The sequence below is a fragment of the Streptomyces sp. NPDC001604 genome, from assembly GCF_042893475.1.
GTDB lineage: Bacteria > Actinomycetota > Actinomycetes > Streptomycetales > Streptomycetaceae > Streptomyces.
The window spans coordinates 25,732-50,438 of sequence record NZ_JBIAUY010000031.1 but is presented as its reverse complement, the minus strand read 5'-3'; the positions used below and the strand labels follow the sequence as shown (position 1 = coordinate 50,438).

General features: G+C 72.1%; 21 protein-coding genes and 1 pseudogene. 8 read left to right on the top strand and 14 right to left on the bottom strand.

The features are described 5' to 3' along the window. Nucleotides 1–52: 52 nt before the first annotated feature. A complete protein-coding gene (locus ACFY1E_RS46155; RefSeq protein WP_389088137.1) occupies nucleotides 53–1,273 on the top strand; it encodes a cytochrome P450 in 1,221 nt (406 codons plus the stop codon). 15 nt (nucleotides 1,274–1,288) lie between these two features. On the opposite strand, the gene ACFY1E_RS46150 is transcribed toward ACFY1E_RS46155, so the two are convergent. From ACFY1E_RS46150 to ACFY1E_RS46140, 3 genes are read right to left on the bottom strand one after another with little or no spacing between them, the layout of a single operon-like run. Further along, nucleotides 1,289–1,801 carry a hypothetical protein gene (locus ACFY1E_RS46150; protein WP_389088197.1) on the bottom strand — a complete coding sequence of 171 codons (513 nt, stop codon included), beginning with the start codon at nucleotides 1,799–1,801 and terminating at the stop codon, nucleotides 1,289–1,291. Nucleotides 1,802–1,806: 5 nt separating this feature from the next. Beyond that, nucleotides 1,807–2,382 (bottom strand): RNA polymerase sigma factor, encoded by a 576-nt coding sequence (locus ACFY1E_RS46145; protein WP_389088134.1) that lies wholly within the window; start codon nucleotides 2,380–2,382, stop codon nucleotides 1,807–1,809. A gap of 59 nt (nucleotides 2,383–2,441) precedes the next feature. Beyond that, nucleotides 2,442–3,878, bottom strand: coding sequence for a S8/S53 family peptidase (locus tag ACFY1E_RS46140; protein ID WP_389088132.1), 1,437 nt, complete (start codon nucleotides 3,876–3,878; stop codon nucleotides 2,442–2,444). Between the two features lie 149 nt (nucleotides 3,879–4,027). Between ACFY1E_RS46140 and ACFY1E_RS46135 the strand changes: the two genes are divergently transcribed. Together ACFY1E_RS46135 and ACFY1E_RS46130 are read left to right on the top strand one after the other, a co-directional pair. Beyond that, nucleotides 4,028–6,592 (top strand): CHAT domain-containing protein, encoded by a 2,565-nt coding sequence (locus tag ACFY1E_RS46135; protein WP_389088194.1) that lies wholly within the window; start codon nucleotides 4,028–4,030, stop codon nucleotides 6,590–6,592. Nucleotides 6,593–6,730: 138 nt separating this feature from the next. Beyond that, a pseudogene (locus tag ACFY1E_RS46130) lies at nucleotides 6,731–7,122 on the top strand (hypothetical protein); the annotation flags it as partial. Between the two features lie 72 nt (nucleotides 7,123–7,194). Here ACFY1E_RS46130 and ACFY1E_RS46125 read toward each other — a convergent pair. Further along, nucleotides 7,195–9,099, bottom strand: a complete 1,905-nt coding sequence (locus ACFY1E_RS46125) for a LuxR C-terminal-related transcriptional regulator (protein ID WP_389088129.1) — start codon at nucleotides 9,097–9,099, stop codon at nucleotides 7,195–7,197. A 95-nt stretch (nucleotides 9,100–9,194) separates the two neighbouring features. Here ACFY1E_RS46125 and ACFY1E_RS46120 point away from each other — a divergent pair, with 95 nt between their 5' ends. Continuing rightward, complete coding sequence (locus tag ACFY1E_RS46120) at nucleotides 9,195–10,280, top strand: M12 family metallopeptidase (RefSeq protein WP_389088127.1); 1,086 nt, start codon at nucleotides 9,195–9,197, stop codon at nucleotides 10,278–10,280. A 461-nt stretch (nucleotides 10,281–10,741) separates the two neighbouring features. On the opposite strand, the gene ACFY1E_RS46115 is transcribed toward ACFY1E_RS46120, so the two are convergent. Continuing rightward, the gene (locus ACFY1E_RS46115) at nucleotides 10,742–11,350 is read right to left on the bottom strand and encodes a TetR/AcrR family transcriptional regulator (protein ID WP_389088124.1); all 609 of its coding nucleotides are present in this window, start codon (nucleotides 11,348–11,350) and stop codon (nucleotides 10,742–10,744) included. Between the two features lie 154 nt (nucleotides 11,351–11,504). Between ACFY1E_RS46115 and ACFY1E_RS46110 the strand changes: the two genes are divergently transcribed. From ACFY1E_RS46110 to ACFY1E_RS46100, 3 genes are all read left to right on the top strand, one after another. Next, nucleotides 11,505–12,440 (top strand): NAD(P)-dependent oxidoreductase, encoded by a 936-nt coding sequence (locus tag ACFY1E_RS46110; protein ID WP_389088122.1) that lies wholly within the window; start codon nucleotides 11,505–11,507, stop codon nucleotides 12,438–12,440. 109 nt (nucleotides 12,441–12,549) lie between these two features. Beyond that, entirely contained in the window at nucleotides 12,550–14,067 is a 1,518-nt protein-coding gene (locus ACFY1E_RS46105; protein ID WP_389088119.1) for an APC family permease, read from the top strand. 122 nt (nucleotides 14,068–14,189) lie between these two features. Beyond that, nucleotides 14,190–14,690 carry an AAA family ATPase gene (locus ACFY1E_RS46100; RefSeq protein ID WP_389088117.1) on the top strand — a complete coding sequence of 167 codons (501 nt, stop codon included), beginning with the start codon at nucleotides 14,190–14,192 and terminating at the stop codon, nucleotides 14,688–14,690. Here the strand turns inward: ACFY1E_RS46100 and ACFY1E_RS46095 are convergent. Beyond that, nucleotides 14,680–15,957: an MFS transporter gene (locus ACFY1E_RS46095; protein WP_389088114.1), complete on the bottom strand. Its 1,278-nt coding sequence runs from the start codon at nucleotides 15,955–15,957 to the stop codon at nucleotides 14,680–14,682. The two genes, ACFY1E_RS46100 and ACFY1E_RS46095, sit on opposite strands and share 11 nt — an antisense overlap. A gap of 75 nt (nucleotides 15,958–16,032) precedes the next feature. Next, the gene (locus ACFY1E_RS46090; RefSeq protein ID WP_389088112.1) at nucleotides 16,033–16,998 is read right to left on the bottom strand and encodes a cytochrome c oxidase assembly protein; all 966 of its coding nucleotides are present in this window, start codon (nucleotides 16,996–16,998) and stop codon (nucleotides 16,033–16,035) included. Between the two features lie 201 nt (nucleotides 16,999–17,199). On the opposite strand from ACFY1E_RS46090, the gene ACFY1E_RS46085 reads away from it, so the two are divergent. Next, nucleotides 17,200–17,715 carry a hypothetical protein gene (locus ACFY1E_RS46085; protein ID WP_389088109.1) on the top strand — a complete coding sequence of 172 codons (516 nt, stop codon included), beginning with the start codon at nucleotides 17,200–17,202 and terminating at the stop codon, nucleotides 17,713–17,715. Nucleotides 17,716–17,718: 3 nt separating this feature from the next. On the opposite strand, the gene ACFY1E_RS46080 is transcribed toward ACFY1E_RS46085, so the two are convergent. The 7 genes from ACFY1E_RS46080 to ACFY1E_RS46050 all read right to left on the bottom strand — a co-directional run bounded on the left by ACFY1E_RS46080 (nucleotide 17,719) and on the right by ACFY1E_RS46050 (nucleotide 24,651). After that, nucleotides 17,719–18,843, bottom strand: coding sequence for an LLM class flavin-dependent oxidoreductase (locus ACFY1E_RS46080; RefSeq protein ID WP_389088107.1), 1,125 nt, complete (start codon nucleotides 18,841–18,843; stop codon nucleotides 17,719–17,721). Next, a complete protein-coding gene (locus ACFY1E_RS46075; RefSeq protein ID WP_389088104.1) occupies nucleotides 18,836–19,927 on the bottom strand; it encodes an LLM class flavin-dependent oxidoreductase in 1,092 nt (363 codons plus the stop codon). Before ACFY1E_RS46075 ends, ACFY1E_RS46080 begins: the two co-directional genes overlap by 8 nt. Beyond that, complete coding sequence (locus ACFY1E_RS46070; protein WP_389088102.1) at nucleotides 19,924–21,297, bottom strand: NtaA/DmoA family FMN-dependent monooxygenase; 1,374 nt, start codon at nucleotides 21,295–21,297, stop codon at nucleotides 19,924–19,926. Before ACFY1E_RS46070 ends, ACFY1E_RS46075 begins: the two co-directional genes overlap by 4 nt. 20 nt (nucleotides 21,298–21,317) lie before the next feature. Beyond that, entirely contained in the window at nucleotides 21,318–22,532 is a 1,215-nt protein-coding gene (locus ACFY1E_RS46065) for an LLM class flavin-dependent oxidoreductase (RefSeq protein ID WP_389088099.1), read from the bottom strand. A 115-nt stretch (nucleotides 22,533–22,647) separates the two neighbouring features. Continuing rightward, nucleotides 22,648–22,758 (bottom strand): putative leader peptide, encoded by a 111-nt coding sequence (locus ACFY1E_RS46060; protein ID WP_389088097.1) that lies wholly within the window; start codon nucleotides 22,756–22,758, stop codon nucleotides 22,648–22,650. Between the two features lie 59 nt (nucleotides 22,759–22,817). Further along, entirely contained in the window at nucleotides 22,818–23,552 is a 735-nt protein-coding gene (locus tag ACFY1E_RS46055) for a GNAT family N-acetyltransferase (protein ID WP_389088094.1), read from the bottom strand. A 76-nt stretch (nucleotides 23,553–23,628) separates the two neighbouring features. Then, entirely contained in the window at nucleotides 23,629–24,651 is a 1,023-nt protein-coding gene (locus ACFY1E_RS46050; RefSeq protein ID WP_389088092.1) for an ABC transporter substrate-binding protein, read from the bottom strand. Nucleotides 24,652–24,707: the final 56 nt, after the last annotated feature.

The following is a 24,707-nucleotide window of genomic DNA, read 5'->3' as shown; positions in this document are numbered from 1 at the left end:
GCTGGAGCACTCCCGCGCGACAGGCGCCCGGGCCGCAGTGAGGGTGGAGGGCATGACTGAGGAGACCACCACGCTGACGGAGCAGGTCCCGCCCCCGGTACGGGAGTGGCCCGCGCACGACCTGACCGGGACGGAGTTCGACCCGGTGCTCGCGGACCTCATGCGCGAGGGCCCGCTCACCCGCATCCGGCTGCCGCACGGCGAGGGCTGGGCGTGGCTGGCCACCCGCTACGAGGACGTGAAGCTGATCACCAACGATCCGCGGTTCAGCCGCACGGAGGTCACCCGCCGTCAGGTGACCCGGCTCGCCCCCAACTTCGCCCCCCGGCCGGGCTCGCTCGCCTGGGCCGACCAGCCCGACCACAACCGGCTGCGCAAGCCGGTCGCCGGTGCTTTCACCGTGGGAGCGATGAAGCGGCTGCGGCCCCGCGCGCAGCAGATCCTCGACGAGCTGCTGGACGGGGTCCTGCGCGACGGACCGCCGGCCGATCTCGTCGAGCGGGTCCTCGAACCCTTCCCGATCACCGTGGTCAGCGAGGTGATGGGGGTGCCCGCCGAGGACCGGGAGCAGGTGCACGCCTGGACCCGGCAGATCATCTCCACCTCCGGCGGCTCCGAGGCCGCCGACCGCGCCAAGAACGGCATGTACGGGTGGATCAACGACACCATCCGGGCCCGGGCGCACAGCACGGACGAGGACGTGTACGCGCTGCTCGGCGCCGCCGTCGGCCGCGGCGAGATCAGCGAGGAGGAGGCCGTGGGCCTGGCCGGGCCGCTGCAGATCGGCGGCGAGGCGGTCACCCACAACTGCGGGCAGATGCTGTTCCTGCTGCTCACCCGCCCGGAGTTGAGGGAGCGCATGCGGGAGCCGCAGGCGCGCGGGCGGGTGCTGGACGAGCTGCTGCGCTACATCCCGCACCGCACCTCGGTCGGCCTGGCCCGCATCGCCCTGGAGGACGTCGAACTGCACGGCCACCGCATCAGCGCCGGCGACCCGGTGTACGTCTCCTACCTGGCCGCCAACCGCGACCCGGACGTCTTCCCCGACCCGGACCGGATCGACCCCGACCGCGACCCCAACCCGCATGTGGCGTTCGGCAACGGCCCGCACTACTGCACCGGCGCCGTGCTCGCCCGTCTGCAGACGGAACTGCTCGTCGACTCGGTGCTGGAGCGGCTGCCGGGCCTGCGCCTCGCGGTCCCCGCCGACCAGGTCGTCTGGCGCCGCAAAACGATGATCCGCGGGCCGCAGACCCTGCCCGTCACCTGGTGAGGGCAGGGCCCCGCGTCAGGCCGTCACCCAGTCCGTGACGAGCACTCCCTCGCCGGTCCGCAGCCGTAGCGCGAAGGGGCCGGCGGGGGGCTCGTCGTAGGTGAAGCGCCCCATGTCGTCGGTTGTCAGCGGCGCACCGGCCTGTGGGCCGCTGAGCACCTCGATGCCTGCCGTCTGCGGCGGCAGCACCTGTCCCATCAGGCCCTGTGCGGTCAGTTCTACGTCGACGGTCACCCCGCCCGCGTGGAAGGTGAGCATCCGCGGCACGTCCGTCGCTCCCCTGACGGGGATGGCGTCCACCACCGAGTCGAAGGTCAGCTCGGCGATGCGGGCGTCGAGGTCGTGCAGCGCGAAGGCCTCGACGGCTATCTGCCGCAGCTGGGCCGGTACCGGATCCAGGATGGCCGCGGCCCTGCGGAGTTCCTCCTCCACCAGGTCGTACGCCACCTCGTCGATGCCGGTGACGTCGTCCAGGTCGTTGATGTCGGCGATGTCGTCGTGGTCGGCGTTGCTGTTGCCGTTGTTCATGTCGGTCACACCGCTCCCCGTGCTTCCAGTCGTGCCCGCAGGCGCCGCAGACAGCGCTGGCGGAGCGGCCCGATGCTGCCCACCGCGATGCCCAGCGCCGCGGACACCTCCTGGTAGCTGGGCGGCGGCGAGGCCATCAGGACGCGCAGCAACTGCCTGCAGCGATCGCCGAGTTCCTCGAACTCCTGCCACAGGTGCCGGATGCGCTCGGTCTCGGCGGCCGCCTCCTCCAGGTCGAGGAACGACTGCTCGGGTGTACGGTCCTCACTGACCCGGTCGAGCAGCTGCGGATCGTCCGTCGGGGTCAGCCGCCTTAAGCTCTTGAGGACCTTCAGGGACTCGTGGCGCGCGGTACTGGCCAGCCACGACCCGGCCTTGCCGGGTTCGCGGATGCGCCCCAGGTGCTGGGCGAAGCGGAACCACACCGTCTGGTACACCTCGTGCGCGTCGGCGTCGGAGAGCCGGTGCGCGCGCACCACGGACCACACCAGTGGGCTCAGCCCCTCCACGAGCGCCTTCCAGGCCGCCGCGTCGCCGTCGACGGCAGACTGGACCAACGCGCCGACATCTGCTCGGTCCACGGCCCCACCCCTCGTGTACGGCAAGTCATCGTACGCCGTGGAGGTGACCGTTCCGGACCTCATGCCGGAGGTGCCAGCTGCGTGACGGGCGTGGGGTGCCAAGTCGGCGGACGCAGCGCCGGCACATGCGCCCCGCGCACCTCCGCGTACGCCCCGGTCTCCGCGAGGAGCTTCTTGCGGGCGGCACGCGCATCACCCAGCTTGTTGGCGGTCATGTAGGCGACGACCATGCCCGCGGCGACGGGGGTGGCGAACGAGGTGCCGCTCCAGTGGGCGTAGCCCTCGAACATCACCTGGTCCGCCTTGCCGCCGGTGGGGGTCCCCGCCGTGCTCAGCACGCCGGTGTGCCGCGGGTACTGGCAGGTGCACGCGTAGGTGAAGTGGTACCGGCACTCGTCGTAGGTGGAGTGCTGGTAGACGTAGGGCACGGGTGCGTCGAACCCGGTCAGTGTGCTGGTGAGCCGCTCTCCGGGGGCGTAGGCCTTCACCCAGGAGCCGTAGTTGGAGAAGCAGGCGCCGAACTCGCCGTCGCTGCGCAGCGCTCCGACCGACAGCACGGCGTCCTCGTAGTCGGGCAGATCGGCGTAGGCGGCGGGCCAGAACTTCGACGCGCTGGAGTTGTTGCCTGCCGCCGCGACCAGCAGGGTGCGCTGCCCGCGCAGTTCCTCCATGAAGCTCTGCACGCCGAGCAGGCCGTCGTCGCGGCCGTTGGCGGTGCCGGCGGAAAGGCTGATGACATCCGGCCAGCCGTGCTCGTCGACGGCGTCGAAGAGCCGCTGCCCGAACTGGTCCTCCAGGATGGCGCCGGCGTCGTTGAGGGTGTTGCGCACGGTGATGTTCGTGTTGGGTGCGACGGCCGCGAGGAGGCCCGCGATGAACGTGCCGTGGCCGAGGTACTGCAGCAGGTTGCCCTGGGCGTCGGTCTCCGCGCCGTGCAGGTCGCCCTGGACGTGGGCGAGCAGCGGCACCATGCCGTGGTCGTGGGTGAGGCCGTTGTCGATGACCAGGACGCCGACAGCGGTGTCCGCGTCGTAACCGGCCTCGGCCGCGGCCGGGTTGGTGCCCTGGGTGAGCGGGGCGGGCACGGGCTCGTCGCCGGGACAGGAGTTGACCGCGACGGACACCACGTGGTTGCGGCTGACCAGCCGGCGCCGGGCGCGTGCCTCGTGCTCGCGCATGGCCCGCAGGGCGTGCGCGACCGCACGGTCGCCGCGCCGGTCGCCGTGGCCGGGGTCGCCGACCTGGATACGGGTGGTGCCCGAGCGGTTGGTCTCCGGGCCGACCCGCCGCACATGGTCGGCGGTCAGTCCGGTCGCCTCGGTGAAGTGGCCGCGCACGGTGTCCTCGACGAGCCGCGCCTCCTCGCCGTCGCGGGCCAGGACCACGCCCTTCTCGTAGATGAACTCCGCCGCGTCGTCGGGCCCCATCGCCAGGGAGACGTCCGGCATCGAACGTTGGATCTGGTCGAACTGTTCGTGGAATCGCTGAGGTGCCATGGCGTGTCCTCCCCCTTGAGGCGACTGTCGTCAGACAGAGTCGCGGAGCCGTCGATTGATACAGCGCCAAACCGGTGTGGGGCGCAACCACGGCCACTACCATCCTTTGAGTGACAGCGGGAAGCGACTCGGTTCTCGAACTGCTGCCGATGGTGTTCGCCGACCCGGGTGAGGCCCGGGCGCGGGCGCAGGGCGTGCTGGACTCCGATCCCACGCCCTGGCGCGCCTCCGTCGCGCACCAGGTGATCGGCATCTGGCAGCGGGACTGGGGCGACATGCGGATCGCGCTGCACCATCTGCGCCGCGCCCGCGATCTGGCCGCGCGCGCCCAGGCACCCGACCGGGAGGGCGACATCCTGGCCACCCTCGGCGTGGCGCTGGTGCACTCCGGCCGCACCCGGCAGGGGCTGGAGGCGCTGGAGCGGGGGGTCGCGGTCAGCAGCGGGCACACCCGCGCGCGGGTCCTGTTCCGGCGGGGGTACGCCTCCTGGGTGCTGGGCCGACATCGGGAGGCGCTGGAGGACGTACGCCGGGCGATTCCCGTGCTGCGGCAGGCGGACGACGTCATCTGGACGGCGCGGGCGCTGACCCTGCGGGCCACGGTGCATCTGGCGCTCGGCGCGGTGGACCGGGCGGAGGCGGACTTCACCGCCGCGCACGCGCAGTGGGACACCACGGGCCAGGAGCACGACAAGGCGGACGTGGTGGAGAGCCGGGGGCTGGCCGCGTTCCGTTCCGGTGACATCCCCCTCGCGCTACGGCTGCTGGACGAGGCCGAGGAGCGCTACGCAAAGCTCGGCACGCCGTCGTTCATGCTCTACATCCGGCGCTGCGAGGTGCTGATGGCCGCCGGGCTCGCCCCGGAGGCGCTCGCCGAGGCGGACACGGCCATCGGTGCGCTCGACGGCATCGGCGGGCAGTCCACCCGCAAGGCGGAGCTGCTGCTGGTCGCGGCCCGCGCGGCGCGTCTGGCGGGCGATCCGCACACCGCGATCGCGCGCGCGGCACTTGCTGTGCGGCTGTTCGCCGGGCAGCGGCGCAGCTGGTGGGAGGCGCATGCCCGGCTGGTGCTGATCGAGGCGCGGGTGGCCGCGGGGCGCCGCTCGGGACGACTGGTCGCGGACGCGGCGGCGGTGGCCGAACGGCTCGCCTCGTTCGGTGCGCCGGCCGCCCCGGAGGCCTCGCTGCTGGCGGGCCGGATCGCGCTCTCGCTGGGCTGGACGGCGGACGCGGAGCGGCATCTGGCCGTCGCCGCCCGCAGCCGGCACAGCGGGCCACCGCTGGCGCGGATGACCGGCTGGGCCGCGCAGGCGCTGCGCGCGCGGGCCGCCGGGTCCGGCCGGGGTGTCCTGGAGGCGTGCCGGCGCGGCCTCGACGTACTCGACGACCACCGGATGACGCTGGGCGCCTCCGAGCTGCGGGCCCGCGCCACCGAACAGGGCGCGGAGCTGGCCGCGTTGGCCCAGCAGGTCAGCCTCGACTCGGGCAGCCCGCGCCGGCTGCTGATGTGGAGCGAACGCTGGCGGGCCACCGTCCTGTCCACCCCACCCACCCGGCCGCCCGCGGACCCGGCCCTGCTCGGCAGTCTGACCGCGTTCCGGGAGATCGCCGCCCGCGCGGAGGAGGCCCGCAGCGACGGCCGACCGATCCCCGCCCTGGAGCGTGAACAGCGGCGTCTGGAGCGGGAGATCCGCTCCCGGACCCTGCACATGCGCGGCGACGCGCCCGGCGGCGGGGACCGCTTCGAGCCCGGCCGACTGCTCGAACGGCTGGGCGAGGTGCGGCTGGTGGAGCTCGCCGTGCTCGACGGGCGGGTCCAGGTACTGCTGTGCGGGCAGGGGCGGGTGCGGCGGTTCGAGGCGGGGCTGCTCGCCGACGCCGAGACCGAGGCCGAACATGTGCAGGCCGGGCTGCGCAGGCTGGCCCACCCGGGCGCGGAGGCGCGGCTTCCGGTGGTCGAGGCCATGGGCCGCCGGCTGGAGGAGCTGCTGCTCGGCCCGGCCGCCGCGCAGCTGGGCAGCGGTCCGGTCGTGGTCGTACCGCCCAGCCGGCTGCACCGTGTGCCGTGGGCGCTGCTGCCGTCGCTGCGGGAGCGGGTGCTGAGCGTGTCGCCGTCGGCGAGCAGCTGGCTGCGCGCCCACGAGACCGAGCCGCCTCCCGGCGGCCGCCACGTCCTGGTGCGCGGGCCGGGGCTCGCCACCGGCGGCGCGGAAGTGCCCGAACTCGCCGACCGCTACGGCAGGCCGACCCTCCTGGAACACGAGGACGCGCGCGTGCCGCGCGTCCTGGAGGAACTCGACGGCGCCGCGCTGGCGCACATCGCCGCGCACGGCACCTTCCGGGCCGACAGCCCCCTGTTCTCCGCGCTGCGGATGGCCGACGGCCCGCTCATCGTCCATGACTTCGAACGCCTGGACCGCAGCCCGTACCGGATCATCCTGTCCAGCTGCGACACCGCCCGCCTCGCCTCGGTCGGCGCGGACGAACTCCTCGGCCTGGTCACCGCCCTGCTGCCGCTGGGCACGGCGGGAGTGCTGGCCAGCAGCGCACCCGTCAACGACCACGCCGTGGTGCCCCTGATGCTCGCCCTGCACAAGGGCCTGAGCGCGGGCCTGTCCCTGGCCGAGGCCCTGCGCGACGCACGCGCCTCGCTGCCGGGCGATGCACTCCACCAGGCCACGGGGTGGGCGTTCACGGCGTTCGGAGCGGCCTGAAGTCGCGAGGCGGGCAGCTCGGGCCCGTCACTGGCCGGGGCTCTGCGTGACGCACGCTCCTTGCCGCCGGAGCATGCACTGCACCAGGCCACGGGGTGGGCGTTCACGGCGTTCGGGGCGGCCTGAACTCGCCCGGCGGGCAGCTCAGGCCTGCTCGTCGCGGGCGAGCTCATCGCTTTCCCCGCCAACAGCGGCAAGCAGCCCGTCGAGGCCAAGGTCAAGCCCGCGACGACCGTCACGGCGACGGTGACGGCCACGCCCGAGCCCGGCCCGACGGTCACCGAAACCGTCAAGGCCAAGGCAAAGCCCGGCCCCACGGTCACCGTCACCAGAACCGCCGCCGCCAGGCCGCCGACAGCGGCAGCCAGGACAGCGTGGGCACCTGCTCGATCACGTCCAACTCGGGCAACTGCTACTCGGCGGGGCAGTTCTGCCGCAACAGCGACCACGGGGCCACCACGACCACCGCGGACGGCACGCCGATCAAGTGCACATACAGCTCTGGCCGGTGGCGCTGGGCCCACGCCTGACGGGAGACGCGGGCGGCGGCCTGACCCCTCCCCCGAATACTGGGGGTCAGACCGCCGGTTCTTGGGCGCGGCTCAGGCCGGCTGCGCGTTCGGCAGCTCCACGAGCCACGGCAGGGCACCCCGGTCGCTCGCGCCCAGCCGGGCGTAGGCGCTGTAGAGGTGGTTGCCCACGGTGCGGATGGACAGCGTCAGTTGTTCCGCGATCTGCCGGTTGCTCAGGCCCGCGGCCGCCAGGGTGACGATCTGCCGCTGGCGGGCGGTCAGTTCGCCGAGGACCAGCCCGGACAGGGCCGGGGTGCGGGCGCCCTGACAGCGGCGGGCCAGGGCGACGGCACGCGTGCGTGAGGTGCGTGCGGCGCGCGGGTCGCGGTGCGCGCGTACCGCCTGCGCGTGCGCCTCGGCCGCGAACAGCAGGAACCCGCGCGCCTCCAGCGCCTCCGCGGCCCGGTCCAGCGCGGGGCCGTCCCCACGGGCCAGCGCCTCGGCATGTTCGGCGAACACGCCGTCGGGCGGGAGTCGTTCGGCGACCTTCTCGGGGGCTCCGAGGCGTACCGCGTCGTAGAGGGCGAACGCGCTGTCGGAACCGGCAGCCATACGGTCGCTGCCGTCGCCGTACCTCTGCACCATGCCGTCGGTGGCGTCGCCGATCGCCGCGAGCGCCCCGTCCACGTCCCCGCGGGCCGCGATCAGCCAGGCGGACGGCTCCTCCAGCTCCGGGCAGCCCGCCACGGCCTCCCCGGCGGTCGCCGCATCCCCCGACTGCGCGGCGGCCAGGGCGAGTTCGGTGCGGCAGGACGCATCCCCCGACGCGTCCCGCAGCCCCTCCCGCGCCCAGGCCGCCGCCTCCCGCAGCTCCCCCCGGAGCCGCGAGAACCTCGCCCGTACCGCCGCGTACCCGGCAGGCACCCGTGCGCCCTCCTGCGCGAGCCACTCCCCCACGGGCGTCGGCAGCGGCCGTACGTCCGCCTGCTCGATCCGGCGGGTCAGCGCGGCCGACTCGGCGGCGAGGGCTGCGGCGCACTGGGCCGGTGTACGGGCCAGCCGCCTCGCCCGGAGCCTGCCGGCCGCGGCGCGCAGCACCGGGCCGTGCAGAGGGTGGGCGAGGCGGACGGTGCCCTGGTCGCCCTGGTCGTCAATGCGGATCAGGCCGTCGGCCTCCAGGATTTCCAGGACTCGCAGGTCGAGGTCGTCCATGTGCAGGGGCAGGGGCTCTGCGAAGGCCAGGCGTTCGAGGGTGTCCCGCTCGGCGGGGCCGGGGCGTTCGAGGAGCTGGGCGGTGCGCCCGCGGACGGTCGCCGTCACCGGCACCGGGCCCCGCCACGCCCATTCCCCGATGTCCGGCAGGAGGCGGGTCAGCAGTCCGTGCTCTCGCACCGCGTCCACCAGTTCGCGCAGCAGCCTCAGATCGCCCTGGCACAGGTGGTGGAGGCGGTTCAGGGTGAGCGGTTCCAGGCTGCCGCCGACGCCCGCCGCGAGCAGCTGTTCGGTGTCCTCGCGGGGCAGCGACTCCAGGGCGAGCCGTGGCAGCAGCTCGCCGGTCCACAGCCGGGAGATCGCCCCGGGGCACGGTCCGCCGTCGGCGGCGACGACGATCAGCCGCGTGCGGCCGTGCACGGCCAGCTGGTGCACGAGGGCGGCCGAGGCGTCGTCGAGCAGATGCGCGTCGTCGACCACCAGCAGCCGTACCCCGGACAGGAGTTGGACCGCCCGGTGCAGGGAGACCGACTCGGGCAGCAGATGGGCGAACGCGGCGAAGGGGAGGTGCCGGGTCTCGGGTGTCCCGGCCGCACGGGTGCGGTCGCTGCCCCGTACGGCCTCGGTGACCAGCCGGGTCTTGCCGCTGCCGGCCGGCCCGGTCACCACGATGCCGTGCCGGCCTGCGGTCAGGGAGCGGCGGATCAGCTCGAGCTCGTCCTCACGTCCGGTGAACTGCCAGGGCAGTTCAAGGGCCTTCGCGTCGCGTTCGAAAGTCGTCACGGGAGTATGAGCGCGAGTACTCAACCCTGATACAGGGTGACTTGAGTAGCCCTCGACTCAGGCGCCTGTGACGCTGCCCACGGCAACCTGTGCGCATGACCGGACGCTACTGCTCCCTCGTGCAGCAGTCGGCCCCCGCTTTCACACCGGGGCTGACCGCCGAGCGGCTCAGTGCGCTCATCGGCGGACGGTCGATGTGGGTCAACGGCACCGTGCTGCACTACTGGTTCTTCGACGGCGACACCGACGGGTCGGTGATTCCCGTACCCGGAACCGGGCAGTCCCGCCGGGTGTCGTGGGTCGGTGCCAAGGAGCAGCGGGACGTGGTGCGCGAGTGCTTCCACGAGTGGCAGGGCCTCGGCATCGGCGTGTCCTTCGTCGAGGTCGGCGACCGCTCGGAGGCCGAGCTGCGCATCGGGTTCCAGCTCGGTGACGGCTCCTGGTCGATGGTGGGCAAGGACTGTCTGCAGGCCGGGCAGAACGAACGGACCATGAACTTCGGCTGGGACCTGACCGCGCCCGGGGAGCGCGGGACGGCCCTGCACGAGATCGGGCACGCGCTCGGCATGCTGCACGAGCACCAGAGCCCGTTCGCCGGCATCCACTGGGACGACGAGGCCGTCTACGCCGAGCTGGCGGGCCCGCCGAACTTCTGGAGCCGGGACAGGACGTACTTCAACATCCTGCGCAAGCTCGACCCGGACGAGGTCAACGGCTCCGTCTGGGACCCGCAGTCGATCATGGAGTATCCGTTCTCGGACGGGCTGATCCTGGAGCCGGAGCAGTTCCGCGGCGGCCTGCACCCGCCCGGCACGCTCTCGCCGGCCGACAAGGAGTTCGTGCTGCGCTGGTACCCGCCGGCCGACGTGCCGCGGCCGCCCGCGCTGGTGCCGTTCCGCTCGGCGCCGCTGGGCCTCGGCCCGGGCGAGCAGGCCGACTTCACCGTCGACCCGCCGGAGACCCGCGAGTACACCGTCGGCACCTTCGGCGCGAGCGACTGCGTCCTCGTGGTCTTCGAGGAGCGGGACGGGGAGCCCCGCTACCTCGCCGGCCGGGACGACGGCAGAGCACCGCACAACGCCACCATCAAGGCCCGGCTCGTCAAGGGCCGTCGCTACTTCGTCCGAGTACGTCTGTACTCCGCGTGGGGACCGGGGGAAACAGCGGTCATGTGCTGGTGACAGCACAGATCCGCGCCCACGCGGCCAGCCGGCCCACAGTCCGGCGCCGGGGGAGCGGTCGGGGAACGGTACCTTCGGGGGAGGGAACCGTTCCCCGACCCATGTCCGGGGTCGCCGCCGTGAGCTGCCGTCCGGGGCGATGTCAGCGGCGGCAACGTGACCCGGCTCGACGTCTCGGCAAGCGCGAGCACCGCGCAGCCCGGGCTGTGGACGCTCGTCGAGTGGGAGACCGACAGCGACGACGTGAGCGGCCTCGCGCAGGCACTCGCCGAGGCACTGGAGCCGGAGAACGGCTGGTACGCGGACTTCACCGCGGGGGACGAGCGCGTGGTCGTCTTCGCCCAGAAGGTGTTCCGGTATCGGCGCGGCGATGTGCCGGGCCGCGCCGAAGCGATCGCGTACGGGCGGTCGGTGGGGACCCCGAGCATCAGCTCGACTGGAAGGATTGAGCCGGGCAGGGGTCAGGCGCCGTCCTTGACCACCGCCGCGTCGAGGAGCGGGCCCAGTTCCCGGGCGACGCTCGTCAGGGCGCGGACGTTCTGCTCGGCGCGGGCGATGAGGATCGCCCCCTCCAGAGCGCCGATCATGAGCGTGGCGAGCGCCCCGGACCGGTCTTCGGGTACGCCCATGTCCGTCAGGGCCCGGGCGACCGAGCCGGTCCAGGTGCCGAACGCGGCGGCCGCCGCCTCCCGCGTCGAGGCGGTGGACTCGGCGCAGTCGACCGTTGCGGCGGCCACCGGGCAGCCGCCCGCGAATCCGGCGGTCTCGTACTCGTCGGTCCACTGGCGGACCATCTCGGCGAACAGCCCGCCGGGCGTCGGCGTGGGCAGCGCGGCGAGGAAGCGGTCGATGCGGTTGCCGGCATATCTCCCGGCCCAGCCCACCGCCTCGTTGACCAGCTGCTCCTTGCCGCCGGGGAAGTAGTGCTGGAGCGAACCGCGTGGCGCCTGCGCGTACTCGGCGACCTCCCGCATCCCCGTGGAGGCGACCCCCTCGCGCCGGATGAGCTGGGCCGCACCGAAGACCATCCGCTCCCGCGGACCACGGCGCGGCGCCTGTGCCGCCGTCATCCTCGCTCTCCTCCCACCGCTCGAAGCATCGACGACTCCCTGCACTCTATGACCACCGTCATAGCGGGGGCTACTATGACCGCTGTCATAGTCCGGTGGGCGCAGTCGGCCTCGGCGCCGGCCGGATCGGTATCAGCCAGGACGGTGGTACATCGTGTACGTGGGTTTCGTCGGCCTCGGGGTCATGGGGCAGCCCATGGCGCTCAACCTCGTCCGCGCCGGGACACCTCTGGTCGTCTTCAACCGCACCCCGGCCCGGTGCGAGCCGCTGCGGGCCGCCGGAGCCGAGATCGCGGCCGGTCCCGCCGAGGTCTTCGGCCGGGCCGAGACCGTGATGCTGATGCTGGCCGACGAGAGCGCCGTCGACGCGGTTCTGGGGCGCGGCACGCCGGATTTCGCCGCGCGGGTCGCCGCACACACCGTGGTCCACATGGGCACGACCTCGCCGGAGTACTCGGCCGGCCTGCGGGAGGCCGTCCACGGCGCGGGCGGGCGTTACGTGGAGGCCCCGGTCTCCGGGTCCCGAGTCCCGGCGGAGCAGGGGCAGTTGGTGGCGATGCTGGCGGGGGACGACGACGCCGTTGCGGCCGTTCGGCCCCTGCTCGCCCCCATGTGCCGCGAGACGTTCGGTTGCGGCCCCGTGCCGGGCGCGCTGCTGATGAAGTTCTCGGTCAACCTGTTCCTGATCACCCTGGTCACCGGGCTGGCCGAGGCGTTCCACTTCGCCGACCGGCACGGACTCGACCCGCGGCTGCTGCGGGACGTCCTGGACGCGGGACCGATGGCCAGCGCCGTCTCCCGGATGAAGGCGCCCAAACTGCTGGACCGTGACTTCGCCGTCCAGGCGGCGGCCGCGGACGTCCTCAAGAACAACCGGCTGATCGCGGAGGCCGCCCGCAAGGCGGGCCTGGCCTCCCCGCTGCTCGACGTCTGCCACGCCCTGTTCGGCGAAACGGTGGCGCAGGGCCATGGAGGCGAGGACATGGTGGCCGTACTGCGGGCACTGGAGGCCCGCTCCGACGGCGCTGCCGAATCCACCAGCCCTGCGCCTGCCGGGTCAGATGTTTCGGCTGGGTTTCCGGTGCCGTAAGGCGCCCAGGCGATGGTCAAGACTTGTACAGAAACGCTTGTGCGGTTGTGCGGTGGCGTCGATCATTGGCCGAATCGCACCCATACCCCGCGCGCACGCAGGAGCCCCCGTGACCGTTGGCGAGATCGCGTCCGAGCCGGCAACGGCCCAGACGGAGCGGCAGAAGCTGCGCAAGCACTTCGGCCGCTTCGACATTCTCTTCTTCCTCCTGTGCACCATCGTCGGCGTGGACACCATCGGTACGGTCGCCTCGTCCGGTGCCGAGGCGTTCACCTGGCTGATCGTGCTGGCTCTCGTGTTCTTCGTGCCCTCCGCGCTGCTGACCGCGGAGCTCGGGGCCGCGTTCCCCGACGAGGGCGGTCCCTACATCTGGACCAGCCGGGCGTTCGGGCGCCTCGCGGGCGCCGTCAACAACTTCCTCTACTGGATCACCAACCCGGTGTGGCTGGGCGGCACGCTCTCCGTCTCCGCCGTCACGGCCTTCACCACCTTCTTCAACGACGGCAAGGACCTGAGCACGCCGGCCTTCTACGTCTTCACCCTGCTGTTCGTCTGGGTGGGCGTCCTCGCCGCGATCCTCTCCTTCGACGTCGGCAAGTGGATCCCCACCCTCGGCGCCTGGAGCCGTTTCGTCCTCCTCGGCCTGTTCACCGTCACCGTCGTGATCTACGGGATCAAGCACGGCCTGCACGGCTTCGGGGCCGGTGACTTCTCGCCGACGTACGCGGGCTTCGTCGCTCTGGTGCCGGTCCTGATGTTCAACTACGTCGGCTTCGAACTGCCCAGCACCGCAGGCGACGAGATGACCGACGCCCAGAAGGACGTTCCCTTCGCCATCTTCCGCAGCGCGGCCCTCGCCGTGGCGCTGTACGCACTGCCGATCCTCGGCATCCTGCTGGTCCTGCCGGTCAAGGCCGTCACCGGTCTCGGCGGGTTCCTCGACGCGATCCGGCAGGTCTTCACCGTCTACGGCGGCCACGTCGCCTCCGACGGCACGGCCACCCTCAGCGGTGCCGGCAGCCTGCTCGGCGACTTCGCCGCGATCATGTTCATCCTCACGGTGCTGTCCTCCGGCGTCACCTGGATCATGGGTTCCGACCGTGCCCTCGCCGTCTCCGGCTACGACGGCGCCGCGCCCCGCTTCCTCGGCGTCATCTCCAGCCGCTTCGGCACCCCGGTGCGGGTCAACATCCTCAGCGGTCTGGTCTCCACCGTCGTCCTGGTGCTGGCCCACGAACTGACCCACGGCAGCGCGGCCAAGCTCTTCGGCGCGGTCCTCGGCCTCGCCGTCTCCACCACCCTCGTCAGCTACCTGGGCATCTTCCCGGCGCTCGCGGTACTGCGCCGCAAGGCCCCGGACGTCCCCCGCCCGTACAAGGCGCCCATCCCCGGCGTCATCAGCGTCGTGCTCAGCGCGCTGATCCTGTTCGCCAGTGTGCAGCTGGTCGCTCCCGGGCTCGGCGACCACTGGTTCGGATCCGCCTACGCGCCGGACGGCTGGAGTCACGGCGAGCGCTGGAAGTACCTGCTGACGGAGGCCGTCCCGCTCGTCGGGTTCATGCTCCTGGGCGTGCTGTTCTGGGCACTGGGCAAGCCGACCCGCGCCTCGCTCGCCGACGGGAAATGACCTGCCCCGCTCCCCCACCCTGCTGCGCGGACCCACGGTCTCCGGTGCGGCGGTGGTCGGCTTCGACCCCGCCGCCCAAAGCTGGGCGATGACCGGGTCCGGTCCGGGCGGGCGATGACCGCATGCTCGTCGTGATCGGCGGCCTGCCCGCCACCGGGAAGACCGCCCTTGCCCGGCTGCCGGCCGCGAAGATCGGCGCGGTGCATGTACGGGTGGACACCATCGAGCAGGCACTGGTCCGCTCCGGGCCGGCCCGGCATCCCGTGGGGCCTGCCGGTTACGTCGTCGGGTCGGCCGAGGAGCAGCTGCGGCAGGGCCTGTCCGTGATCGCGGAGCCGGTGAACCCCCCGGCGGTCACACGGGGCGCCCGGCGGGACGCGGCGGTGCGGGCGGGTGTCCCCTGGGTCGAGGTGGAGGTGGTCTGCTCGGATCCGGCGGAGCAACGGCGGCGCGTGGCATCACGGTCGGTGGACATCCCCGGTCTGCCGCTACCGGACTGGGAAGAGGTCGTCGGCAGGCAGTACGAGCCGTGGAACCGTGAACGCATCGTCGTGGACACCGCGGGAACAGCCCCCGAGGAGTCGCCGGCCGCGCTGGTGAGGGCCATCACCGTCAACTCGTGACAACGGGGTCGGACATCGGCGCGGCCTGCGGGACATCGCGCATGCGGCGGAGCGGGGAGAAGAACACGAACCAGCCGGCCGCCCACGAACCGATGAAGGCCAGCCAGAGTGCGGCCCGCACCCCGATCAGGGTGCCCAGCGCCCCGCCGAGGACGCCGCCGAGCGGCAGCGTGCCCCACACCACCCAGCGCACGGCCGCATTCATCCGGCCCATCAGCTCCGGCGGTGTCACCGACTGCCGGTAGCTGACCTGGGCGATGTTGTAGACCATCCCGGAGAAGTACGCGATGCCCCAGCCCAGCGGGAACAGCAGCACTCCCCAGCCCCGCCAGGCCGCCGCCGCAATGACCTGCGGCGCGCTGAAGACCAGCATCGACACCCAGATGATGCGCGCCGAGCCGACCTTCCCGGCGAGCCGCCCGGCCAACGCCCCTCCGGCGATCCCGCCGATGGCCGCGCCCGCCATGATCAGCCCGGTGAGCGCGGGGCGCACGTGCAGCACCCGGATGAGGAAGACCATCGCCAGCGCCGAACTCATGCCGCCGAACAGGTTCGCGGTGGCGGTGCACGCCACGACCCTGCGCAGGATGGCGTGCCCGAAGACGAACTTCAGGCCCTCGGCGATGCGGTGCCGCGGCGTCTCGTCCGCCGGTCGCGCCGGCGGCGGCTCCTCCCGGGTCCTGATCCCGAGGACCGACAGGGCCGAGACCGCGTAGGAGACCGCGTCGGCCGCCATCGCCCCCGCGGCACCGAACACCCCGACGAGGCCGCCGCCCAGACCCGGTCCCGCGAGCTGGGCGAACGCCTGGGTGGTCCCGAGCTTGCCGTTGGCGCTCATCAGGTGTTCGGGGCGGACGAGTGACGGCACATAACTCTGGTACGAGACGTCGAAGAACACCGAGCACACACCGGCCGCCACCGCGACCGCGTACAGCTGCGCCATCGTCAGGACACCGAATGCCGCCGCCACCGGAACCGAACCGATGACCACCATGCGGAGAAGGTTGCAGACGATCATGATGGAGCGCTTGGCGGCGCCGTCCACCATCGCACCCGCCGGGAGCGCGATCACCGCGAAGGCCAGGGTGGTGGCCGCGGTCAGCAGTCCGACCTGGAACGTGCTCGCCTTGAGCGCGACGACCGCGAGCAGCGGCAGAGCGACCTCGGTGACCGCCGATCCCATCTCACTGACCGTCTGGCCGCTCCACAGCAGCATGAAGTCCCGCTGCCGCCACAGGCCCTGCACATCCTCAGCTGCGTCCGTCACAGCACCGCCCCCCCGCTCTGAGATCCACGGCCTGCACTTTGCCATGAGAAGCGGCGGCGGGGGTCAGCCCATGGGTCACTGCTGCCGGATGCGGCGGGCGATCTCGCTGTTCTCGGTCTCCCACCACGGGCGTACCAGGTCGGGCGACTCGGTCTGCCCCTCCGCCGGCGCTGCCGGGACCAGTTCCGTCGCCAGGCGGCGGTCCAGGGCCGCGGTCGTCGCGCGTTCGGTGCGGGCCCACTGGACCAGGATGGCGAGCAGGAACGGCAGGGCCACCAGTTCGGCGATGCCGACCATGGCGCCGCCGCCGAGCTGCTGGTCGTGCTGGACGTCCCGGGACCAGGGCGGGGCGTGGTGCAGATACCAGGCGCCGGCGATCAGCGTGCCGTGGGTCATGACCACGATGCCGGGGACGGCGTCGACGATGCCGTCGAGGAAGACCAGCGCGGCCCGCACCGGGTGGGTGCACCAGGCGGGGAGCGTCTCCTCGCGGGTGAGCACCGGCACCACGAACAGACAGCCGGCGAGCAGCAGGTGCAGATACATCAGCTGGTGCAGCCAGCCGTGGCGCAGGGCGGTCTCGAAGTAAGGGGTGAAGTAGACGGTCAGTTCGGTCGCCAGCACCAGGGCCGTGCTGACCAGCGGGAAGGTGAGCAGGCGTACCAGGCGTCCGGTCATCGCCCGTCGGGTGCGCCCGGCGGCCCGTTCGGGAAGGGCGCGGACGGCCAGTCGCAGGGGGTCGCCCAGCGCCAGGCCGAGCGGTGCGACGAGGTCGAGCAGGATGTTCTGCACCGCGGCCGGCCAGAACAGCACACGGTCGTAGACGGCGAGGGCCGACATGGTCGCCACGACGAGGGTGCCGAGGCCGAGGACCGCGAAGGCGGCGATGCGGGACACGGGCCAGCGTTCGCCCCGGCGCCGCAGCCGCAGGACGCCCCAGCCGTAGAGGGCGCCCAGCAGCAGGACGAGCAGCAGTGCGGGCAGGTCCGGTTGCCATGAGGACAGCAGTCGCCCCACGGTGAGTTCCGGCGGACCTGCCATCGCGCGCTCCCTCCACGGCATGTCGGGCCACCCGACCGGACCCGGCCAGGCACTTTACGCGCCCGCCATCAGCCGGACCGCGCTGTGCCCGGCGATCGCCCTCCGTCATACCGAGCTCATGTCGAGCTCTTACCGAGACCTCCGGAGCGATCGTTTTCGGCCAGGGATCGACTACGCTGGCCGCCGACCTCAGGGAGAGACATGTTCATGGCACGTCGGCTGCTGGCTGCCGGAGTGACGGCCGTCCTCGTGGCCGCGCTCGGCGCATGCGGGAGCGGCGGGACCGGCGACGGCACGCAGGACGGCGTCGGAGGGCACGTCCGGCCGAGCCCGGAAACCGTGTCCGGGCTCCGGGACACCGTCCGCCACCTCTCCCGGAAGACGGTCACGGACACACGCCCGCATCTGGTCAGCAAGTGCACGTCCGCCACCAAGCAGGTCCGCCACACCTCGCGTTCGGGCTCCGGCACCCACCGGACGACCCGCGTCTGGTACACCACCGAGCGCTACCGGAGCTGCCGGAAGGTCCGTCAGGGTACGGAGACCTACCGGCGGGTGGTGCGGCCGGAGCGGTGGTGCGTGAGCCTCGACGACGTGAACGGCGTCAAGGCCCAGGACGACGTCTGGTACCGGGTCACCCGCGAGATCTACGACCGGGCACAGGCGGCGGGCCGGCACACCCGTATGCAGTTCGCCCCGACCGGTTCGGGCTGCTGAGCCTCACCGCCGCTTCCACTCCTCGGCCAGCAGCTCGTACGACCGCACCCGGTCCGCATGGTCGTGAGTGATCGTCGTGATGAGCAACTCGTCGGCGTCCGTGGCCTGTTGGAGCTGTTCCAGCTGGTCCGCCACCCTCGCCGGGGAGCCGACGAACTGTGTGTCGAGGCGGTCCTGGACGAGCGCGCGGTCCTCGTCGGTCCAGGGGTGGGCGCGCGCCTCCGCGGGCGTCGGGAACTCGATCGCGCCCTCGGCGGTGCGGATGCTGCGCACCCACGGGCCGTAACCGGTGGCGAGTTCGCGGGCCGTCTCGTCGTCCTCGGCGACCACGACGTCGGCGGACACGCTGACGTACGGCTTGTCGAGGACGTCGGAGGGCTGGAAGAAGGACCGGTAACCGTCCACCGCCTCCAGGACGGTGGCCGGGCTGACGTGGTAGTTGGCTGCGAACCGCAGGCCGCGCGCGCCGGCGACCTCGGCGCTCTGGCCGCCGCTGCTGCCGAGGATCCACAGCTCGACCTCGGCGCCCTCGCCCGGCACGACGTGCGCCTCGACGCCCTCCGGAGAGCGGTAGGTACCGGCCAGCAGGGCGAGGATGTCGTCGATCTGCTCGGCGTAGTCCTGCGATTCCGCGTTCGGGAGCAGGAGCAGCCTGCGTTGCAGGGCGATCCGGGGTGAGCCGAGGAGACGTTCGAAGGAGAAGCGGGGCGGGATGAGCAGGCCGTTGGGGGCGCGCCCGTCGACGACCGGGGTGGTCGTCGGCCCTGTCGCCTTCTCGCCCGGTGGGCGGCCGCCCGAGCGGCCCAGGCCCAGGTCGAGGCGGCCGGGGTGCAGGGCGTCGATCAGGCCGAACTCCTCCACCGTGGACAGGGCGGTGCGGTGGCCGAGTTGTACGGCTCCCGAACCGAGGCGGATGGTGGAGGTGGCGGAGGCCGCCAGGGCCAGGACGACCGCGGGGGACGTGCCCGCGACGCCCGGGTTGAGATGGTGTTCGGCGAACCAGTAGCGGGCGTAACCGAGGCGTTCGGCCTGCCGGGCCAGGTCGATGGAGTTGCGCAGGGCCTCGGCGGCCGTCGAACCGGAGGAGATCGGCACCAGGTCCAGGACGCCGAGGGGGATGTCAGACATGTGCCGGCTCCTCACTGGCTGCCGCTCCCGGCAGCACCGGGCCCCAGTCGAAGGGCGGGTCCGGGATGGCCTTGCGCAGGGTCGGAGCCACCGCCGACTGGAACAGCTCCAGCGAGTCGCGGTGCTGGGTGTCGGTGAGTCCGCTCGCGTCCGCGTGCACGTGCACCACCGTGTGTCCGAACTGCTCGTGGTAGCGGTGCACCTTGTCGATGACCTGCTGCGGGCTGCCGATCAGGGCGGAACTGCGCTCGACGAAGTCCTCCAGGGTCTCGAAGACGACCGGCAGGCCGGCCTTCTTGAAGAACGCCAGGTTGGACTCGAAGACCGGCCGGTACGCGGCCAGCGCCTCCTGGGTCGTGGGGGCGACGAGGATGCCCGCCGTGCCCGCCCCGACGGCGATCCGTGCCGGGTCGTGGCCGTAGTGCTCCCAGCGCTCGCGGTAGTGCCGGATCAGCTCGGCGTACGGCTCGATGGGGTTGGTGACGTTGGCCGAGAACAGCGGGTCGCCGTAGCGTGCGGCGAGGTCGACCGACTCCTTGCTGGTCGCGCTGCCGTGCCAGACCCGGACGGGCTGCTGGTAGGGGCGCGGCCACACCTCCGCCTCCGCCAACTCGGGGCGGAAGCGGGTCGCCGCGGTGACCTTGTCCTGCCGCCAGATCTGCCGGAACACCTCGTAGCTCTCGGCGTTGCGGTCCCACTGGTCCTCGGGCGTGACGTGGAACAGGTCGCGCTGGGCGGCGCCGTTGCCCTTGCCGATGATCAGGTCGAGGCGGCCGTTCGAGAGGTGGTCGAGGGTTGCGTAGTCCTCGTAGGCGCGGACCGGATCCAGGAGGCTGAGCGTGGTCACCGCGGTGAACAGCCGGATGCGCTTCGTCAGCGCGGCGACATGGCTCAGCACGACCGGCGGCGAGGAGGAGATGAACGGCCGCTCGTGCCGCTCCCCCACACCGAAGCCGTCGAAGCCCAGCTCCTCGGCGAGCAGGGCGTTGTCGAGCACCTCACGGAACCGGTCGTGGGTGGACTTCTGCACCCCGGTGACCGGGTCCGGGCGGTGCACGATCAGGGTGATCGCGAGGAACTTCACGAGGCCACCCGCTCGTCCGACGCCTCGTCCGGGTGTGCGAGGCCCAGGTGGTGGCGGAGGGTCGGGCCCTCGTACTCCGTGCGGAACACGCCCTGTTCCTGGAGCAGCGGGACGACCTTGTCGGCGAAGACGTCGAGGCCGCTGGGGGTGATGTGCGGGACGAGGATGAAGCCGTCGCTGGCGTCGGCCTGGACGAAGTCGTTGATGGTCCTGGCGACGGTGGCCGGGGAGCCGATGAAGTTCTGGCGGTTGCCGGTCTCGATGACGAGGTCACGGATGGACCAGTTGTTGGCGGCGGCCAGCTCGCGCCACTCGCGGGCGGTGGCCAGCGGGTCGCGGTACATGCGCACCTGGGCGCGGCCCTTGGAGATGTGGTTGTCGCTGATGTCCGGGTCGATGTCGGGCAGCGGGCCCTCCGGGTCGTAGGAGGACAGGTCCCGGTTCCAGACGAACTCCAGGTGCTTGATGGCTGTGGCCCCGCTGACCTGCTGGCGGCGCACCTCCTTGGCCAGTTCCTCGGCTTCCGCGTCGGTGTCGCCGAGGATGAAGCTCGCGGCGGGCAGGATGAGCAACTGGTCCGCGCGGCGGCCGTACTTGGCGAGGCGGTTCTTGACGTCCTGGTAGAAGCTCTGGCCCGCCTCCAGGGTGGCGTAGCGGCTGAAGATGGCGTCGGCGGAGGAGGCGGCGAACTCGCGGCCCTCGTCGGAGTCGCCGGCCTGGAAGATGACCGGGCGGCCCTGCGGGGAGCGCGGCACGTTGAACTGGCCGTGGATGTCGAAGTGCTGGCCGGAGTGGACGAAGGAGCCGGCCTTGGCGTCGCTCAGGAAGACGCCCGTGGCCTGGTCGGCGATGATCTCGTCGCCGTGCCACGAGTCGAAGAGTTCGTGCGCGGTGGTCAGGAACTCCTTGGCGCGGGAGTAGCGCTCCTCCTGCGGGAGGAAGCCACCGCGGCGGAAGTTCTCGCCGGTGAAGGCGTCCCAGGAGGTGACGACGTTCCAGGCGGAGCGGCCGCCGGAGAGGTGGTCGAGGCTGGCGAACTGGCGGGCCACCTCGTAGGGCTCGTTGAAGGTGGAGTTGATGGTGCCGGTCAGGCCGAGGTGTTCGGTGACGGCGGCGAGCGCGGCCAGGACGGTGAAGGTGTCGGGCCGGCCGACGACGTCCAGGTCGTAGATCTTCCCGCCCTGTTCGCGGAGCCTGAGCCCCTCGGCGAGAAAGAGGAAGTCGAACTTGGCGCGTTCGGCGGTCTGCGCGAAGTGGACGAAGGAGCTGAACTCGATGTGGCTGCCGGCCTTCGGGTCGCTCCACACCGTGGTGTTGTTGACGCCCGGGAAGTGTGCGGCCAGATGGATCTGCTTCAGCGGCTTGCTCATGTCGGTGCGGTCCTTCCGGCTCAGGCGGTGGCGGCGGCGTAGCGGTTGGCGGGGCGCGCGAGGCCCAGCAGGCCGCGCAGCGTGTCGGCCTCGTAGGCGGTACGGAAGGCGCCACGGCGCTGGAGTTCGGGGACCAGGCCCCGGCTGACGGCGGGCAGGTCGTGTCCGGTGACGGCGGGCCGCAGCCGGAACCCGGTCAGTCCCGCCTCGGCGAACTCCTGCAGCAGGTCGGCGAGTTGGGCGGGCGTACCGGCGAAGATGCGTGCGTCGCTGGTGTAGGGCTCTGCCGCGAGGCCGTCGAGACGGGCACGGCGGTCCTCCGCGGCGGCCTGGTCGTCGTCGAGGAAGATCACCAGGTCGCCGAAGACGTGCAGGAGTTCACCGGCGCGCCCGGCGGCCTCCTGCTCGGCGCGGATCTCGGCGACGATCGCGCGGGCCTGGTCGGTGTCGTGCGGGGTGACGTAGCCGACGTCGGTCTGGCGGGCGATCAGCCGGTACGGGACGGTCTGGTGTCCGAGGGAGGTGACGAGCGGCTGGCCCTGCGGCGGGCGCGGGGTGATGGAGGGGCCCTTGACGCTGAAGTACCTGCCCTCGAAGTCGATGTAGTGCAGCTTGTCGCGGTCGATGAAGCGGCCGGTGGCGACGTCCCGGATCTCCGCGTCGTCCTCCCAGCTGTCCCAGAGCCGGCGCACGACCTCGACGTAGTCGGCGGCCTCGTCGAAGAGCTCGGTGAGCCGTTCCTGTCCGGCCGGGCTCTGGAGTTCCGCCAGGTCGATCGGCGGGAAGGTGCGGCGGCCGAAGTGGTCGGCCTCGTGCGGGCGGGCGGTGATCTGCACCCGCAGGCCTGCGCGGCCGGTGCTGACGTAGTCGAGGGTGGCGATCGCCTTGGAGATGTGGAACGGCTCGGTGTGGGTGGCGATCACGGTCGGCACCAGGCCTATGTGCCGCGTGAGAGGTGCGATGCGGGATGCGATCAGTACGGCGTCGAGGCGGCCGCGCACCTCGTCGGTACGGCCGTCCAGCTCGCCGTACCGGGAGGACTGCAGGCCCAGGCCGTCCTCGAAGGTGACGAAGTCGAGCAGTCCGCGCTCGGCCTCGGCGACCTGGTCGGCCCAGTAGCCGGCGGTGAACAGGTCCCGGGGGCGAGCCACTTGCTCGCGCCAGGAGGCCGGGTGCCAGCCGGTGCCCTCGAGGGCCACGGCAAGGTGCAGACGGGAAGCGGGAGTTGGGGACACGAGGTGCCTTCCTGGAGGTCCGTACGAGATCGCCGGCCCCGCGGGATCGGGGCACACGGCGGCAGGGCGACCGAGGGGAGATGGGAGTCCCCCCGAGCCGACGGCTGGGGGACGGTCAGGAGCAACAGAGGGCGCTGGCCACGCGCTGGAGGTCGATATGGGGCCGGGAGTGCAGGCGGACGCGGTGGCGCGGGTTGTCGGCACGGGCGCGGAGTACACGTGTCACGTCCCACACCTCCGCCCGAACACGCGAACAGTCAGCCTCCGACAAGGACAACGCCACGGCTATGCCGTTTCTTCCAGAACGGCGGCTCCGGTCGGCCGTACCAGCGAGAAGACCGTGCGACGGCGCAGGGTGAAGCCGATCGACTCGTAGAGCCGGACGGCGTCGGCGTTGCCGGCTCGGGCGTGCAGGAAGGGGCGTTCGCCGCGCTCCTTGATGCCGGCTGCGACCGCGCGGACCAGGCGGGTGGCCAGGCCCCGGCCGCGGTGGGCGGGGTCGGTGCACACGGCGCTGATCTCGGTCCAGCCGGGCGGGTGGAGGCGCTCGCCGGCCAGGGCGATCAACCGGCCGCGGTGGCGGATGCCGAGGTAGGTGCCCATCTCGACGGTGCGGGGCAGATAGGGCCCCGGTTGGGTGCGGGCGACCAGGTCGAGGATCTCGGGCACGTCGTCGGCGCCGAGCCGTTCGGCTTCGGGGTCGGGCTCGGCGCGCAGACCGGTGTCCACGAGCTGGACACCCTGTCCGGTGCGCAGGATCTCCCATCCGGGCGGCGCCTCGGTCACTCCGCGCACCGAGGCGGTGCCGTCGGGGCCGACGAGGGTGGCCAGGTCGGCCCAGGCCTGTGGGTCGTCGGTGTCGGCGAGGGCATGGAAGGGGGCCACGTCCTGCCGGTAGCGGGCGGCGCGGCCGACGCGTTCGGCGAAGTGGGCGTGCGGGCCGGTCAGGGCCGCCCAGGCGGGGTTGTCCAGGAGGTGCGAGGAGGGGGCTTCGATGCTTTCGATGCTGGTGGCGGACATCGTGGGGTGGTCTCCGAGGGCCTGGGAGCGGGGACCCCGCCGCTGGGCGGCGACGGGATCCCCTGTCGGTGGCGGGTCAGGAGTTGTCGAGCGGCAGGCCGGGCGGGTTGACCTCGGACTTGGCGACGGCCTCGTTGGATAGGTTCCAGGCGGCCAGCCACTTGGCGTACTGGCCGTTCTTGATCAGGTAGTTGATGGCGTCGGCGAGCGGCTTGGCGAGGCCGCTGTCCTTCTTGGCGGTGGCGGCGATCAGGCCCTGCAACGAGGCGCCGGCGCCGGAGTAGGTGCCCGCGTTGCGCGTCGGATTGGGCGTGCCCGCGGACTGGGTGATGTGGTAGGCGATGCCGGGGTTGGGCCCGAAGAAGGAGTCGATCTTGCCGCTGTTGAGGGCCAGGTAGGTGCCGTTGCGGTCCGGGTAGTACTTGACGGTGAGCTTCTTGCCCTCGCTCTCCAGCTTCTTCTTCCACTCCAGGAGGATCTTCTCCTGGTTGGTGCCGGCGCCGACGGAGACGGTCTTTCCGGCGAGGTTCTCGTAGTTGCCGTCGAAGTTCCACTTGCCGGCCTTGAGCACCTCGAAGCCGAGGTTGTCCTTGCGGTAGGAGGCGAACTCGTACTTCTTCTTGCGCTCCTCGGTGTCGGTGACGTTCGAGAAGGCCACGTTCACCTTGCCGCTGTCGATGCCGACGAAGAGGTTCTCCCAGGTGAAGTTCTTCAGCTCGGGCTTCAGGCCGAGGACCGCGGCGACCAGGCGGCCGAAGTCGGGCTCGGCGCCGGTGAGGGTCTTCTGGTCGCTGCCGACGTAGGCCAACGGCGCGAAACCGGCGGGCAGGGCGCCGATGCCGATCTCCAGCTTGCCGCTGCTCTTGACGGACTTGGGCAGCTCCGCGCTGATCGACTTCACCTCGGAGACCTTGAGGCCGGTCTGCTTGGCGGCGCCGTTGGAGAGCTGTCCGACGGTCACGGTCCCGTCGGCCGCAGCGGTCGTGGTGGCCGCGTCGCTGTTCCCACCGCAGGCGGCGAGCCCGGTGGCGAGGGTGGCGACCGCGGTCGCCGCGGTGATGCCGCGTATCAGGCTGCGTCGGGTGAAGTGGACAGACATGGCCGTTCCTTGTCGCTGAGAGGGTGAGGAGGTGGTGGCGTGGGGGGAAGTCGTGG